Annotated in this window: 15 protein-coding genes and 1 pseudogene; 13 read left to right on the top strand and 3 right to left on the bottom strand. The window is 59.1% G+C overall.

Annotated elements, in window-relative coordinates:
- The first annotated feature begins 22 nt into the window (after nucleotides 1–22).
- From FCH38_RS16695 to FCH38_RS16665, 7 genes are all read left to right on the top strand, one after another.
- The gene (locus FCH38_RS16695; protein ID WP_174374426.1) at nucleotides 23–1,108 is read left to right on the top strand and encodes an alpha/beta hydrolase; all 1,086 of its coding nucleotides are present in this window, start codon (nucleotides 23–25) and stop codon (nucleotides 1,106–1,108) included.
- A 35-nt stretch (nucleotides 1,109–1,143) separates the two neighbouring features.
- Nucleotides 1,144–2,247 carry an alpha/beta hydrolase gene (locus FCH38_RS16690; protein ID WP_174374425.1) on the top strand — a complete coding sequence of 368 codons (1,104 nt, stop codon included), beginning with the start codon at nucleotides 1,144–1,146 and terminating at the stop codon, nucleotides 2,245–2,247.
- Nucleotides 2,248–2,387: 140 nt separating this feature from the next.
- The gene (locus FCH38_RS16685) at nucleotides 2,388–2,729 is read left to right on the top strand and encodes a carboxymuconolactone decarboxylase family protein (protein WP_153515980.1); all 342 of its coding nucleotides are present in this window, start codon (nucleotides 2,388–2,390) and stop codon (nucleotides 2,727–2,729) included.
- Between the two features lie 41 nt (nucleotides 2,730–2,770).
- Nucleotides 2,771–3,241 carry a (R)-mandelonitrile lyase gene (locus tag FCH38_RS16680; protein WP_174374424.1) on the top strand — a complete coding sequence of 157 codons (471 nt, stop codon included), beginning with the start codon at nucleotides 2,771–2,773 and terminating at the stop codon, nucleotides 3,239–3,241.
- Between the two features lie 31 nt (nucleotides 3,242–3,272).
- On the top strand, nucleotides 3,273–3,746 hold the full coding sequence (locus tag FCH38_RS16675; RefSeq protein ID WP_149900684.1) for a cytochrome P460 family protein: 474 nt from the start codon (nucleotides 3,273–3,275) through the stop codon (nucleotides 3,744–3,746).
- A complete protein-coding gene (locus tag FCH38_RS16670) occupies nucleotides 3,743–4,426 on the top strand; it encodes a DUF4405 domain-containing protein (RefSeq protein ID WP_174374423.1) in 684 nt (227 codons plus the stop codon). The genes FCH38_RS16675 and FCH38_RS16670 overlap by 4 nt, the downstream gene beginning before the upstream one ends.
- 249 nt (nucleotides 4,427–4,675) lie before the next feature.
- Nucleotides 4,676–5,293, top strand: a complete 618-nt coding sequence (locus FCH38_RS16665; RefSeq protein ID WP_174374422.1) for a glutathione binding-like protein — start codon at nucleotides 4,676–4,678, stop codon at nucleotides 5,291–5,293.
- Nucleotides 5,294–5,319: 26 nt separating this feature from the next.
- Here FCH38_RS16665 and FCH38_RS16660 read toward each other — a convergent pair whose 3' ends face one another.
- The gene (locus FCH38_RS16660) at nucleotides 5,320–6,267 is read right to left on the bottom strand and encodes a LysR substrate-binding domain-containing protein (protein WP_174374421.1); all 948 of its coding nucleotides are present in this window, start codon (nucleotides 6,265–6,267) and stop codon (nucleotides 5,320–5,322) included.
- A 319-nt stretch (nucleotides 6,268–6,586) separates the two neighbouring features.
- Between FCH38_RS16660 and FCH38_RS16655 the strand changes: the two genes are divergently transcribed.
- The 4 genes from FCH38_RS16655 to FCH38_RS23595 all read left to right on the top strand — a co-directional run bounded on the left by FCH38_RS16655 (nucleotide 6,587) and on the right by FCH38_RS23595 (nucleotide 9,734).
- Entirely contained in the window at nucleotides 6,587–6,904 is a 318-nt protein-coding gene (locus FCH38_RS16655) for a DMT family transporter (RefSeq protein WP_149900681.1), read from the top strand.
- Between the two features lie 34 nt (nucleotides 6,905–6,938).
- On the top strand, nucleotides 6,939–7,934 hold the full coding sequence (pdhA, locus tag FCH38_RS16650; RefSeq protein ID WP_174374420.1) for a pyruvate dehydrogenase (acetyl-transferring) E1 component subunit alpha: 996 nt from the start codon (nucleotides 6,939–6,941) through the stop codon (nucleotides 7,932–7,934).
- 85 nt (nucleotides 7,935–8,019) lie between these two features.
- Nucleotides 8,020–9,561 carry an amino acid adenylation domain-containing protein gene (locus FCH38_RS16645; RefSeq protein ID WP_174374419.1) on the top strand — a complete coding sequence of 514 codons (1,542 nt, stop codon included), beginning with the start codon at nucleotides 8,020–8,022 and terminating at the stop codon, nucleotides 9,559–9,561.
- Entirely contained in the window at nucleotides 9,453–9,734 is a 282-nt protein-coding gene (locus FCH38_RS23595; RefSeq protein ID WP_336510805.1) for an NUDIX domain-containing protein, read from the top strand. Before FCH38_RS16645 ends, FCH38_RS23595 begins: the two co-directional genes overlap by 109 nt.
- A 32-nt stretch (nucleotides 9,735–9,766) precedes the next feature.
- Here the strand turns inward: FCH38_RS23595 and FCH38_RS16635 are convergent, their stop codons facing one another.
- Complete coding sequence (locus FCH38_RS16635) at nucleotides 9,767–10,948, bottom strand: glucoamylase family protein (protein WP_174374594.1); 1,182 nt, start codon at nucleotides 10,946–10,948, stop codon at nucleotides 9,767–9,769.
- A 357-nt stretch (nucleotides 10,949–11,305) separates the two neighbouring features.
- Between FCH38_RS16635 and FCH38_RS16630 the strand changes: the two genes are divergently transcribed.
- Entirely contained in the window at nucleotides 11,306–12,115 is an 810-nt protein-coding gene (locus FCH38_RS16630; protein WP_174374417.1) for a cyclase family protein, read from the top strand.
- Nucleotides 12,116–12,654: 539 nt separating this feature from the next.
- Complete coding sequence (locus FCH38_RS16625) at nucleotides 12,655–12,888, top strand: BrnA antitoxin family protein (RefSeq protein WP_174374593.1); 234 nt, start codon at nucleotides 12,655–12,657, stop codon at nucleotides 12,886–12,888.
- 30 nt (nucleotides 12,889–12,918) lie between these two features.
- Here the strand turns inward: FCH38_RS16625 and FCH38_RS16620 are convergent.
- Nucleotides 12,919–13,098, bottom strand: a pseudogene (locus FCH38_RS16620) (IS3 family transposase); the annotation flags it as partial.
- Nucleotides 13,099–13,188 lie beyond the last annotated feature (90 nt).

The following is a 13,188-nucleotide window of genomic DNA, read 5'->3' as shown; positions in this document are numbered from 1 at the left end:
AACTTAATGTTGTGAGATCGCTATGCCCCAGACATTCGCCAAGACCCTCTCTGTCCTACTGTTCTCGAGCGCGCTGCTGACATCCGGTGTCACCAGCGCTCAGTCTCCGGAAAAGCCTCAGCCCCTCGTCATTCAGGATCAGGGCAGCTTTGCCGTTGGCGGTACCGTCTCGAAGACGGCAGGAACGTACAACAACAATGCTCCAACACCAGAAGGCCAGTCGCTTCACGGCGATCATGCCTACGTCTTCTATCAGGTGCCGCAGAACCCCAAGCCATTGCCGATTATCATGCTGCATGGAGCGTTCCAGTCCGCCCGTAGCTGGGAGACCACCCCCGACGGTCGCGAGGGCTTCCAGAACATCTTCCTTCGTAAAGGGTTCTCCACCTATCTTGTCGATCAGCCGCGCCGTGGCCGCGCGGGCAATAGCACCGTGGCTGCTACGATTGAACCGACACCCTACGATCAGCTTTTCTTCGACCAGTTCCGTCTTGGAAAATGGCCTGACTATTTCCAGAATGTTCAGTTCGACCGCAGTCCGGCAGCACTCGACCAATTCTTCCGCTCCGTAACCCCGAACACCGGTCCATACGACGTCAAGGTGATCTCAGACGCGATGTCGGCCCTGTTCCAGAAGACAGGACCCGGCATTCTGTTTACCCACTCACAGGCGGGAGGCCCAGGCTGGATGACAGCGATCAAGAGCTCGAACGTCAAGGGCATCGTCGCACTTGAACCTGGCAGTGGCTTCATCTTCCCGCAGGGCGAGGTGCCCGCCGACATGCCAAGCGCCGCTGGCACGCTGAAGGGCGAGGCAGTTCCGCTCGCCGACTTCGAGAAGCTGACCAAGCTGCCCATCATCATCTATTACGGCGACAACTTCCCGGTCGAGCCGACAAGTGAGAGAGGTCAGGATAACTGGCGCGTTCGTCTCGCTATGGCCAAGCTGTGGGTCGAGACCGTGAACAAGCACGGTGGTGATGCGACCCTTGTCCATCTGCCGGAAATCGGCATCAAGGGCGGCACACACTTCCTGATGTCGGACCTGAACAACGTCGAGATCGCCGACCAGATATCCAAATTCCTCACCGACAAGAAGCTCGATTGAACCATCGGCGCTAGCCCTGAAAAAGGAGCCAGACGATGACTGACGAAATCATCAATAAGAGAAGACGCGAGTTCCTCGGAGCCTCCGCGCTCATCGTTACCGGTGCAATCCTGGGAGTGCCAACAATGCCGACCAATGCCATGGCTCTTGACTACAAGCAGAACCCGTTCACTCTCGTCTATGACGGTGCGATTACCCGAAACGAGCCCGGCAAGGTCAACATCCATCCAGTCAAGTACAAGCTGAACGGCCTCGACATCGTCGCCAACGTCTACACACCGCCCGATTACGATCCTGCGCAAAAGTACCCCACGATCGTTCTTGCCCACCCGAACGGCGGTGTGAAGGAACAGACCACGGGTCTTTACGCGCAGCGGCTTGCGGAGCGCGGGTTCATCACCATCACGGCCGACGCCGCGTATCAGGGCGGAAGCGGCGGCACGCCGCGCAGCACCGACAAGCCCCAGCACCGCATCGAAGACATCCATGGAATGGCTGACTTCATCAGCACCTTCCCCGGTGTCGATACGACGCGTCTTGGCCTGTTTGGCATCTGTGGCGGCGGTGGGTATTCCCTGGCCGCAGCCAAGACCGACAAGCGTTTCAAGGCGGTGGCGACGCTCAGCATGTTCAATTCAGGCCGGGTCCGTCGCAACGGATTCCAGGATAGTCAGATGGACACGATCCAGAGTCGCCTTCAGCAGGCCTCAGCGGCCCGAGCTCAGGAAGCGGCTGGCGGCGAAATCCTCTATTCCGGCGACGCCGATATGACCGACGCCCAGATCGCCGCATTGCCGTTCGATCTCTATCGGCAGGGATACGAATACTATTGGCGCACCAACGCCCACCCCGGTTCGACCTTCAGATACACGACCAGCAGCCTGATGGACCTGATGCGCTGGGACGCGGTCGACGAGATCGCGCTCATCGACGTACCCCTTCTGATGATTGCCGGCAGTGCCGCCGACACGCTGTACATGACGGAGGAAGCGTTCCCGAAGGCCACCGGCATAGCGGACAAGGAGCTCTTCAAGATCGAGGGCGCCAAGCACATCGAGACCTACTGGGTACCCGAATACGTCGAGGCCGCTCTGTCCAGGCTAAAGCCTTTCTTCGATCGCCACCTCGCTTCGACGTGATGACGGGACCCACGGGCACCTCATTCACCCCCTTACGAATAAACCCCATAGTCTCAGGACGAAAGGACTTGGACGTGAAGAAACTAATCACAGGAATTCTTGCCGCAGCAATCGTCTGCGGAACGGGAGTGGAGGCCAGTATGGCACAGCAACCAGCATCTAATCTTGATTCCGCACGGTCGCGCACCCAGCAATTGATGGGAGACATCGCTCCGAAGCTGGCGGAACTGACGGATGATGTCCTTTACGCCGACGTCTGGGAGCGGCCGCAGCTCTCCCAGCGCGACCGAAGCCTCGTGACGGTCACTGCCTTGATTGCCCTCAACCGTCCAGACCAGCTTCGCTCGCATCTCGTTCGCGCCAAGGCGAACGGTCTGACGGAGGAGCAGCTCGTCGAAACAATCACCCACATGGCGTTCTATTCCGGTTGGCCGAGCGCGGTTTCGGCCGTGGCGATCGCGAAGGAAGTATTTGCCGAGTAGCACGGACAGCCTGACTAAAACTCCTCGATCACAGGTGACCGATGAACATGAAAACCGTAATGACCGTTGCTCTCTCCCTTGGAGCGTCCGCCGCGTTTGCACAACCTGACAAGCCCGTATCGATCACCAGGGCAGGAACGCATCCCTCGACGGTTGGCCCGTCGAGCAACTTCACCGGGGCCGTTCGCGTCGATTCCCGTTTTTCGGCAACTGCACCGGCGACCGTCGGCGGCGGGACGGTAACCTTCGAACCCGGCGCACGGACCGCGTGGCACACCCATCCGCTGGGTCAAACGCTGATCATCACGGCTGGCGTCGGCCTCGTCCAGCACTGGCAGGGCGAAATCCAGGAACTCCGGCCGGGCGACATCGCCTGGATACCGCCAGGCGTGAAGCACTGGCACGGAGCGACCGAGACGACCGGCATGTCCCACATCGCCATTTCCGAAACGCTGGATGGCAAGTCGGTCGATTGGATGGAGCACGTCTCCGATGAGCAATACACGCGGTGACGTCGGATCACGCGCACATTACGAGGTGCCCATGCGAAGTTTGATTGGTGGTGTAGGCGGGGCGGTTCTCTCCGGGCTGGCTGTCATCCTGGTGGGGATGCAGGTGCAGGCCGAGCCGACACGCGCAACGATGCCCGACATCGACAAACTCATCCACTACACGACAGTGACGCGCGGCGAAGTTACCGAGCACATCATGACGACACGCGAGGCGATCGAAGCCGTGAAGCGCGGCGAGCCGATCCCCAACGGCACCCACGTGGCCCTCGTCGACTACCGTGACGGAAAGGTGTTCCGGACCTTCATCATGGAAAAGGGCGAGAACTGGGGTCAGGACTATCCGGAGAACCGACGGACCGCCGATTGGCAATTCCAGTGGTTCAAGCCGGATGGTACCATCAACGAGGCCGAGAACACGGCGCGCTGTCAGAGCTGTCACATGTCCCGCGCGGACCGGGACTTCCTCTACACGTTCAACGAGATGCGGCGGTTCGAATTCAAATGACTGTGTTTCGCGCTCGTCTCGTGCTGGATTTCCTGGCCATCGCGCTGATCATCGCCTGCCTTGCATATTGGTGGCTGGACAACCTGTCTCACGAACTGTTCGGCACGGCTCTCTTCACGCTGGTCATCGTGCACAACGTCTTCAATAGGCTGTGGTACCCGAGGGTCAGGAACGGTAGGCGCGACGCCGTTCGGATATTCAACATCGTCACGATCGTCTGTCTGGCAGTAGCTATGCTTATTATGCTGGGCACCAGTCTGCTCATCTCGCGCGACCTCTTCTGGTTTACGTCGATCGACGGCGGGTTCACAGTTCGCGAGCTTCACATGTTCGCCGGTTACTGGACCCTGCTGATCGTCGCCGTCCATTTGGGAACACGCTGGACCGTCGTGATGAACACCGTCCGATCGACGCTGGGTCTGACATCGACGAACGCCGTTCGCACCCTGGTTCTACGGATCATCGCCTTCGCCATTGCGGTTTGGGGAGTGAAAAGCTCTTTCGACATGACGTTCGGTTCGAAGCTCATGCTCAGCTATTCGCTGGACATGTGGGACTTCAACGAGAGCAGTCTGGGATTCTTTCTTAACTACCTGGCAATCGTCGGCCTCTATGCCGTCGTGACCCACTATGTCCTCGCGTTCATCAAAACGAGCGCCTCCAAAAGACTTGCAGCCTGATAGGAGCAAGCCGCGTTCGCTTCTCGATCTCTTGCTGAGCGGCACGCACCGCGGGCGGCTGCTCGGCCTGATGACGGAGCAGGAAGCACATGCGCGGGTGCCCGAGACCGTCGAGCAGGCCGTTGCCATCGTCTCTTGCGAGACGCAACCCTTTTGCCGAACGACAATCGAGGCTTGCCAGCATCCAACAACCCGTTCTTCCGATCATCGCCTATCATTGCGGTGCCGGAAACAAACGGGAGAACAGGAATGAAGCTCTATTACGCGCCGGGAGTCTGCTCAATGGCTGCCCATATCGTCGCCGCCGAGGCCGAAATTCCACTGACTTTGACGAGGGTGGACATTCGCAGCGAGCCGCACCGGATTGAGGACGGTCGTATTCTGAATCAAGTTAACGCGAAGGGCGTGGTGCCGATATTGGAGCTCGATGATGGCCGCGTGCTGACGGAAGGCGTCGCCATCCTGCATTTCCTTGCCGATCTGAAGCCGGAGGCGATGCTGAAGCCCGCACCTGACAGTTTCGAGCACTATCGCCTGCATGAATGGATGACCTTCGTCAGCTCCGAGTTGCACAAGACCTTCAGCCCGTGGCTGTTCCACCCGGAATATGGCGCGCAGGCCGCCGAGGTCGCAAGGGAGAGGCTGCGCGGGCGTTTCGACTTTCTGGACAAACATTTCGCCTCCGAAAGTTATCTTGTCGGAGGCCGGTTCAGCATCGCCGACGCCTATTGCTTCACTATCATGAACTGGTCGAGCGGACGCGAGCTCGATCTTGCCCCATGGGTCAACCTTTCTCATTACCTGTCGACGATCGCCCAAAGGCCGGCGGTACGCAGGACGATGGCCACCGAGGGCCTGCGCAACTAGCGCCAGCGGCTGAGCGACGGGACCTCTCAGCCCGCGGACCGAGCTGCATCATGCCTTTCTTCGTCCGGACTCGGGGCCCCGCCGCGCTTTCCCTCCAGCAGCGCGCGGCGCGCGAGAAGGCCACCGCCGACGTGATCGAAGAAAGCGCGAACGCGTGCCGTGTTGCGCAGATCCTTATGCGTGATCAGCCAGAGTTCGCGGGTGAGTTCGGGCAGTGGTTCCTGAACACGTTCGATATCGGGTTCGGGATCGCCAAGATAGCAGGGAAGCAACGCCAGCCCCAAGCCCGCCTTCACCGCCATCAGCTGGTTGACGAGGCTGCTCGAACGATAGGCAAAGGCGCGTGGAGAGATGTTTTCGGTCAGCCACATCGATGCCGCAGCAACGGCGGCGCTGTCCCACCCGACAACGACGTGGCTGGAGAGCGAGGCAATATCCGCAGGACGCCCTCGCTCGGCAAGGTAAGTGCTGCTACCGTAAAAGGTCCAGGGTGTCGATGCGATCTTGCGGCCGAACAGTTCGCCTTCATGCGGGCGCGTCGCCCGAATGGCGACGTCGGCCTCCCGACGCAACAGATCGAGCTGCCTGTTGTCGACCAGCAATTCCAGTTCAATACCATCATGCTCGCGACGAAAATCGGCGAGTACCTCGTTGAGGATACGATAGGCGAGCGTCTCCGACGAAGTAATCTTGAGTTTGCCCAGAAGCCTGTTGTCCTGGCCGGCGATGGATCGATCGAGCGTCATGATTTCTGCTTCAAGCCGCTCGGCGGCCATGATCATCTGGACGCCGGCGTCAGTGGGGACATAGCGGTTCATCGTCCGGTCGAAGAGCTTGACGCCCCTTCTTTTCTCGAGGGCGTTCAGCCAGCGGAAGATGGTCGAATGGTCGTGGCCAAGATCCCTGGCGGCGCCCACCAGCGATCCGGCACGCCCGATCGCCAGCACAATTCTGAACTCGTTCCAGTCCTTCACGTCTTTCCACCTCGCAAATATGCACAGCCTTCCGGATTGAGGAATTGCAAAACGGAAAGGCGGATTTCGCATGACAGGCCGATGACCTGCCTTCGGACAGTAACGCCATCGACCGGACGCGTCCTCTTGCAAAAATGCAAATCCGCCTTTCCGAAAGGAAAGCGCGCCGCTGCTCCGCAATTGCCCGATGGCAACGCCCGCTTGCCAAACCACAACGAGCTTTGCGGGCCGAGCATTCCTATCATCCCTGCCACTGCCGGGGTGCAAGCGCCGCCGGCCGAAACGGCAAAAAACAAGACGATGAAGGAATACGGCGGGCATGGCTTGGATATTGCTGGTCATATCGGGGTTTCTCGATGTCGGCTGGGCCATCAGCGTAAAGATGGCCGCAGGCTACAGCCGTCCGGGCTGGTCCGTCCTTTCCCTGGCTCTGCTCGCCGCCTTCATTTTCTGTCTCGGCAAAGCCCTGCAGACCCTGCCGCTCGGGACAGCATACGCCGTCTGGACCGGCATCGGCGCTATCGGATCTATCGTTGTCGGCATCGTGGTCTTCCGTGAGCCGGCAACGGCGGTCCGTCTTTTCTGGCTCGCCCTCACCCTCGGCGGGATCGTCGGCCTCAAGCTTTCAAGCAGTTGAGCCCCGTGCCGTCGTTTATGTTATTTAAAAAGGAATGAAGATGCCCAAGCTTAATGCCGACCCGAACTTCGTCTTTTCCAGGCAGGAAGAGTTGAAGGCCTTCAGAGACATGCTGCTCATCCGCCGCTTCGAGGAGCGATGCGGCCAGATGTATGGCGAAGGCCTGATTGCCGGCTTCTGCCACCTCTATATCGGCCAGGAGGCCGTGGTCGTCGGAATGCAGATGACGATAGGCGAAGGCGATCAGGTAATCACCGCCTATCGCGACCACGGCCACGCGCTGATGTCGGGCATGGATCCCAAGGTGGTGCTGGCGGAACTGACCGGCCGCATGGCGGGCGCCTCTAAGGGCAAGGGCGGCTCGATGCACATCTTCGATCCCAAGAGGGGTTTTTACGGCGGGCACGGCATCGTGGGCGCGCAAGCCTCGATCGGCACAGGGCTGGCATTCGCCAACAAGTATCGCGGCAATGATCGCGTCTGCCTGACCTATTTCGGCGACGGAGCCTCCAATCAGGGGCAGGTCTACGAAAGCTTCAACATAGCGAAGGTCTGGGGCTTGCCGGTGGTCTACATCATCGAAAACAATCATTACGGCATGGGCACCAGCGTCGAGCGCGCCTCGGCCAATCTCAACCTGTCGCACCGCGGCCTCTCCTTCAACATTCCCGGCGAGCAGGTGGACGCCATGGACGTGCGCGCAGTCCGCGCGGCGGGAGCGAAGGCGGTCGAACATGCGCGGGCAGGCAACGGGCCGATCATCCTGGAAATGCTGACCTATCGCTATCGCGGGCATTCGATGTCCGACCCGGCGAAGTACCGATCCCGCGAAGAGGTCGAAAAGGTCAAGAACGACAACGACCCGATCAACCGCTCGCGCACCCGCATTCTAGAGGAGGGGCATGCGACCGAAAGCGACATCAGGCTGATCGAAAAGGAAATCAAGGACATCGTCGCCGAAGCGGTCGATTTCGCCAAGACCAGCCCGATGCCGGATCCGCTGGAGCTCTATAGCGACGTCTATTCGTGACTTCGGGCAGCGCGGCCACCAATCGGCATGAGAAGGGTAAAGCCATGACGTACCAGGACAGAAGCTTGACCGTGCGGAATGTGACATGACGCTCAATCAACGGCTTTTGGCGAGCGCCAGACAATTCCGCGAGCGGCCCGCAATAACGGCGGCCGGCGTTCGGGCCTCCTACGAGGAGTTGTTTTCCGCCGCCGTTGGTGTTTGCAGGCGTCTGGATGCGGAGGGCGTCAAACCCTGTCAGCTCATCGCGGTCTACGGGGAGCGATCCTTCGCGACCTACGCCTCGATTCTCGGAATCCTGCTGGCCGGCTGCGGTTATGTTCCCCTCAATGTCGCCTTCCCGGCGGCCCGAAACAGCCAGATTCTGTCATCCTCGGCAGCAGCGGCGCTTCTCGTTGACCGCAATGTCGCGGACGAGGCGATCCGCCAGATCGGCCCCGCCACGGCCGCCCTGCCCGTCCTGGACATTGATCCCCTGCCGCAACCAAATACAGGCGGATACGCATTCGATACCTTCGTTTCGCGCCGCGCCCTGACAACCGAAGCCATTGCCTATCTTCTCTTCACCTCGGGAACCACAGGCGTTCCAAAAGGCGTACCGATCAGCGCCGGCAATCTGACATCCTATATCGACGCGGTTCACCGGCTGATTCCGATCGATTGCAGCGATCGCGTCCTGCAGGCGGCCGACCTGACATTCGATCTCTCGGTGCACGACATGATGCTGTGCTGGCTGCATGGCGCCGAGCTCATCGTCGCCCCTCAGAACGGGGCAATCCTCGCGCCACGGCTGATCAGAACCCATGAAATAACTGCTTGCCTGATCGTCCCCTCCGCGGCGGCGAAGGCGATCGAACTCGGTCTCGTTTCGCCGCATTCGATGCCATCGCTGAAATATAGTCTTTTCGCCGGCGAAGCATTGCCGGTGTCCCTCAGCAGCAAGTGGCACGCGGCAGCGCCCGGCACAGCGCTCTACAATATGTATGGCCCGACCGAAGGCACCATCCACACCTCCCATTACCGCGTTGATCCGCAGAACTTCTATCAGGGATCGGTAACGCCCATCGGTTACCCGCTCGGCGTCCAACGGATGTCAATTAGAGATGCGGATGGTATGGAGGTGTTCGCTGGCGACACCGGCGAAATATGGCTTTCAGGCCCCCAGATGACGGAGGGGTATTGGAACGCCCCCGCGCTAACCGCAGAGAAATTCCCGTTTCGGGATGGCCAGCGTTGGTATCGAACCGGCGATCTGGGACGATGGGACCCTCAACATGGCATCATTTTCGCCGGCCGCGTTGATCGCCAGGTGAAGATACTCGGTTATCGCATCGAGCTGCAGGATGTCGAAGCCGCGTTGGCGAAGGCTGCCGGGGCGGAGCAGGTCGCAGTGATTGTCCGGCCGAAACAGGAGGGTGGTTCAGACGCGATCATCGTCGGATTTATCGCTGGCCGCCAAGGGTCCTCCGATGAGATCAAAGTCGCGCTCCGGGGCGTGCTGCCATATTACATGCTGCCGTGCGAAATCCATTTCATTGCCGATCTGCCCATCAACGCGAATGGCAAGATCGACTATCGCGGGTTGGAAAAGCTACATGGCAGCCTTCGTGTGGCGGCGGTCCGTTGAGCATCCGCAGACCCATCCCGGCGGCTTTGGCTGTGGTGACCCGGGAGCGATCGGTTCTGCTGGTCCGCCGCGCCAACCCGCCCGACGCCGGCCTGTGGGGGTATCCCGGCGGGAAAATAGGGTCCGCGGAGCTGCTCGCGGCAGCGGCCGTGCGATACCGACCGCCCAGGTGAAGCCACGCTCACGTAGCCCCTTTCGGCACACATCACGACATTGCACTGCCGCGAAGTGTTGATCTGCCAGCCTCATGCGCCTTCGTCCCCTCATGAGAGCTGTCCTGATAAAAACCCAGATGCGCCAGGCCGTTTTTCACTTCCGGCGCATTCATGAACAGATCCCAGATGAGACCGGTGCGATGGTTTTCCATCATTGCGACCACCGGGCCCTGATTGATTGCAAGATGCGTTCGGGAGACCCAGCCCGTTGAAGGCTGAAAGGCATCCATCAGGCCGAAGCGGCCGATGAGCGCGCCGTCACGCCATTGCAGGAAGCGTAGCGCCGCCTGTTGTGACCGCAGCGGCATAAAAGGCATGCTGGAGAGGGCTGCCGTCGTCGCGATAATACCGTGATCGTTGGTCGGAGAGTTGACGACGTAACCCTTTGGCCCATCACAGGCGGACAGTCCCCATCCGTCTTCGATTGCGTAGCGCGTTCGGCAGTAGCGGTAATTGATCTGGCAATGCGCGTGAACCTGCTCCAGATAATCACGGCAGTAAGCATCGCCCAAGCCTTGCGGGTTGAGTGTACAAAAAGAGTAATGCGACAGAAAGAGCGGCCCTCCATATGGCTCGCCGAGCGGCAGCCGCACAGCGAGATACTTCGATTCATTCCGGATTGCGCCACGGCGCGCCCACCCGGAATGATAACACTCCGGGCTTATCGGATGCGCAACCGAACCTGCCGCCAGCACATAGCAGACCAAAGCCTCGTTCCAGCCCACAATCGGCAGATTTTTCGCCCAGGCATACCGAGGGCTCCAGAGCCAGAAAAGCGGCCCTGTTTCTCCCCTGGTAAACCAGTTCCATTCGACAGCCTCGACTATTTCAGTGATAGACCGGCGCAAACCAATCTCTTCGGATGTCTCTCCGCTGAAGAACTCCCGCACGCAGATAAGCGCCTGAACAAGAAGCGCGGTTTCGACAAGATCACCGCCGTCATCGTATTTCGCAAAGGGTATTGTTTTTCCGCTCGATGTATTGACGAAGTGAGGAAAGGCGCCGTGAAAACGCTTCACTCCAGCCAGCGATTCCAGCATATGGCACACGCGCGCAATGGCGTCCCGGTTGCTTATCCACGTACGATGAACGCCAACGATGAGCGAGAGGAAACCAAACCCGACACCCGAGATTGAGGTGATCTCATGGATCGGCGAACCGTCGGATCGCATCCGATCCCTGGGCAGCCCGCTCTCAGGATGGCTTCCGGACCAGAAATAGTCAAAGGTGGCGCGGTGCAGGCTATCAAGTTGACCGGGTAATTCGTCTGTCACTTCCAACCTCAAAAGATCCACGGCAGTTGGGAGCAGACCCGTGCCAAGCCTTATCCGACTCGGTTACTATTTCCAAATGCGCAGGAATTCTTCGCCGGGAACGGAGGCCCACATTCGAAAACAGGCTCCGCGACGCCGATGTGGATTTAACATGTCTTTCTACCAAAGCTGAGACCTTGAGAACGACCAATCTTGCTTCACTAGGGTTTTGCGATACCGTCATGAACAGAGGTTTCGCAACGGAGGGAAGATGGGATGTGCAATCACTGCGTGATAGAAGACGTGAAGAAGAACATGCTGTCGCGTCGTATGCTGTTTAAAGGGGCGGCCTTTGCGGGTGTGGCGATGACCGCGGGAAATCTGGCGACACCGGTCCTTGCTCAGGCGGCTCACAAAGTCGTCGATCTCACTCATGTGTACGATTCAACCTTTCCAACATTTGATGGCAAGCCCGGAATAGAATTCGAATGGGCAGCAGATATCGCCAAGGACGGATACCAACTCCATAAATTGACGGTTTTCGAGCACACTGGAACCCATATTGACGCGCCTTTCCACTTCAGCGCCGATGGCGCCAGCGTTGATCAGTTGGAACCCCAAAAACTGGTCGCGCCGCTGGTCATCATCGACATCACCGATCGCGCCAAGGAGGATGCCAATTCGACGATTGAGGCGGCGGATATAGAACGCTGGATCAGCGCAAATGGCGAGATTCCCGCAGGTGCCGTCGTGGCTTTGCGTTCTGGCTGGGCAACAAAGGTTAAAAGCCCCTCCTTCCGTAATGACGACGCTGGAAAATTCGCCTTTCCCGGCTTCGGCAAGTCGGCGACCGATTTACTGCTCGAGCGCGACACCGTTGCAATTGGCGTCGACACGCTCTCACTGGATCCGGGCAACTCTGCCGATTTCGCTGTGCATAATTCGTGGCTTCCAGCCGGCCGCTACGGTATCGAAGGTCTGAACAACCTTGAGGCGTTGCCGATCAAGGGAGCGACAATCGTCGTTGGCGCGCCAACCCACCGAGGCGGGACAGGCGGACCGGCTCGTATTCTCGCGCTTGTTTAATCGTAACTGGTCTCCTGGCGATGAACGACGACTTCCGGAAATAACGCCGCAGAAGCAGGTGCTTGCTTTTGCGGTGGGCTGCCAGTGAACTGCTCGCCAGCCATGATACTTTCCAGAACGCTTTTGAACCGTGTTTTACGACCGCCCTCGCATGCTGTCTGCACAGAACGCCGTGGCAATGATTAGTGTAAGCCCTCCGGAAAATCCGTCGCGTGAAAAACTTGCCGATACCTGGCTGAACTACAGATCAAGAGGAATGTGCCTGGCGCCACTGCGTCAGCCGCGGGCTCTCTTTACGCCGCCCATACCGGTTCATCGATTCACTGAAAATCCGACAAGCGCTCAAAGCCGCGATTATGGATGACGATGTGCGATCTCTTCCGGATTGCGGGACGGCTGACCAGTTTATCAGCGGCAAGGACGCTCTTTCGGCTGCCGACTACACGCGGGTTGCGACAGCCGCTATGTTGGATATACATCCCGGAAACAGAGGCTGACCGGTGGAGCTGTTCAAGCGCACGACAAGAGAGGATATGATCATGGCTACGAAACCCCGACGACCGTCCAATCCAAAAGACGCGGCCGAGGCGCTGTTCAAACCGGCAAAGAAGGTCGTGGCGCCGGTCGTTGAACGGCCTGCAATCCCCAACACCAGGGAGCTTGTGTCATTGAAGATCGACAGCGATGTCCTCGCGTATTTTCAGGCGGACGGACCCGGCTGGCAAGAGCGCATCAACGATACCTTGCGAGCCGCAATGAATGCGTCCAATTAACATGCTCTCGATGAAAATCGAACCTTCGGCCTTACCGGTTGCGAGCTGGTCGTGAACGAAATCCATCGCCCAGACATCATTCGGGCCGACAGCCGTTTGCCGATCTTCCCGAAGCTTTGCCTTCACCCGCCGCTTGGGTGTCTTGTTGCGCAACTGCAGACCCAAGTCTCTGTAAATGCGGTAGGTTCGCTTGATGTTGGTGCCCCATCCGCAAAATAGAACCCGGTCGTCAGCCCAAACAACCATTGGATGGCATTGCCCGGCGGCAAACCGATTTCGTCCAGTTTCTCGAGGTCACCG

This window comes from Agrobacterium tumefaciens (assembly GCF_013337285.1).
Classification (GTDB): Bacteria; Pseudomonadota; Alphaproteobacteria; order Rhizobiales; family Rhizobiaceae; genus Agrobacterium; species Agrobacterium burrii.
Note: the sequence above shows the minus strand (reverse complement) of the source record. Positions and strands in the feature narration are given on the sequence as shown.

Excerpts from the sequence above, each read along its gene's own strand:
- pdhA (WP_174374420.1), top strand. The coding sequence starts at position 6,939 with ATGAAGATGCCCAAGCTTAATGCCGACCCGAACTTCGTCTTTTCCAGG.
- FCH38_RS16655 (WP_149900681.1), top strand. The coding sequence starts at position 6,587 with ATGGCTTGGATATTGCTGGTCATATCGGGGTTTCTCGATGTCGGCTGG.
- FCH38_RS16685 (WP_153515980.1), top strand. The coding sequence starts at position 2,388 with ATGGCACAGCAACCAGCATCTAATCTTGATTCCGCACGGTCGCGCACC.
- FCH38_RS16670 (WP_174374423.1), top strand. The coding sequence starts at position 3,743 with ATGACTGTGTTTCGCGCTCGTCTCGTGCTGGATTTCCTGGCCATCGCG.
- FCH38_RS16630 (WP_174374417.1), top strand. The coding sequence starts at position 11,306 with ATGTGCAATCACTGCGTGATAGAAGACGTGAAGAAGAACATGCTGTCG.
- FCH38_RS16625 (WP_174374593.1), top strand. The coding sequence starts at position 12,655 with ATGGCTACGAAACCCCGACGACCGTCCAATCCAAAAGACGCGGCCGAG.
- FCH38_RS16690 (WP_174374425.1), top strand. The coding sequence starts at position 1,144 with ATGACTGACGAAATCATCAATAAGAGAAGACGCGAGTTCCTCGGAGCC.
- FCH38_RS16635 (WP_174374594.1), bottom strand. The coding sequence starts at position 10,948 with ATGCGATCCGACGGTTCGCCGATCCATGAGATCACCTCAATCTCGGGT.
- FCH38_RS16665 (WP_174374422.1), top strand. The coding sequence starts at position 4,676 with ATGAAGCTCTATTACGCGCCGGGAGTCTGCTCAATGGCTGCCCATATC.
- FCH38_RS16695 (WP_174374426.1), top strand. The coding sequence starts at position 23 with ATGCCCCAGACATTCGCCAAGACCCTCTCTGTCCTACTGTTCTCGAGC.
- FCH38_RS16680 (WP_174374424.1), top strand. The coding sequence starts at position 2,771 with ATGAACATGAAAACCGTAATGACCGTTGCTCTCTCCCTTGGAGCGTCC.
- FCH38_RS16675 (WP_149900684.1), top strand. The coding sequence starts at position 3,273 with ATGCGAAGTTTGATTGGTGGTGTAGGCGGGGCGGTTCTCTCCGGGCTG.
- FCH38_RS16645 (WP_174374419.1), top strand. The coding sequence starts at position 8,020 with ATGACGCTCAATCAACGGCTTTTGGCGAGCGCCAGACAATTCCGCGAG.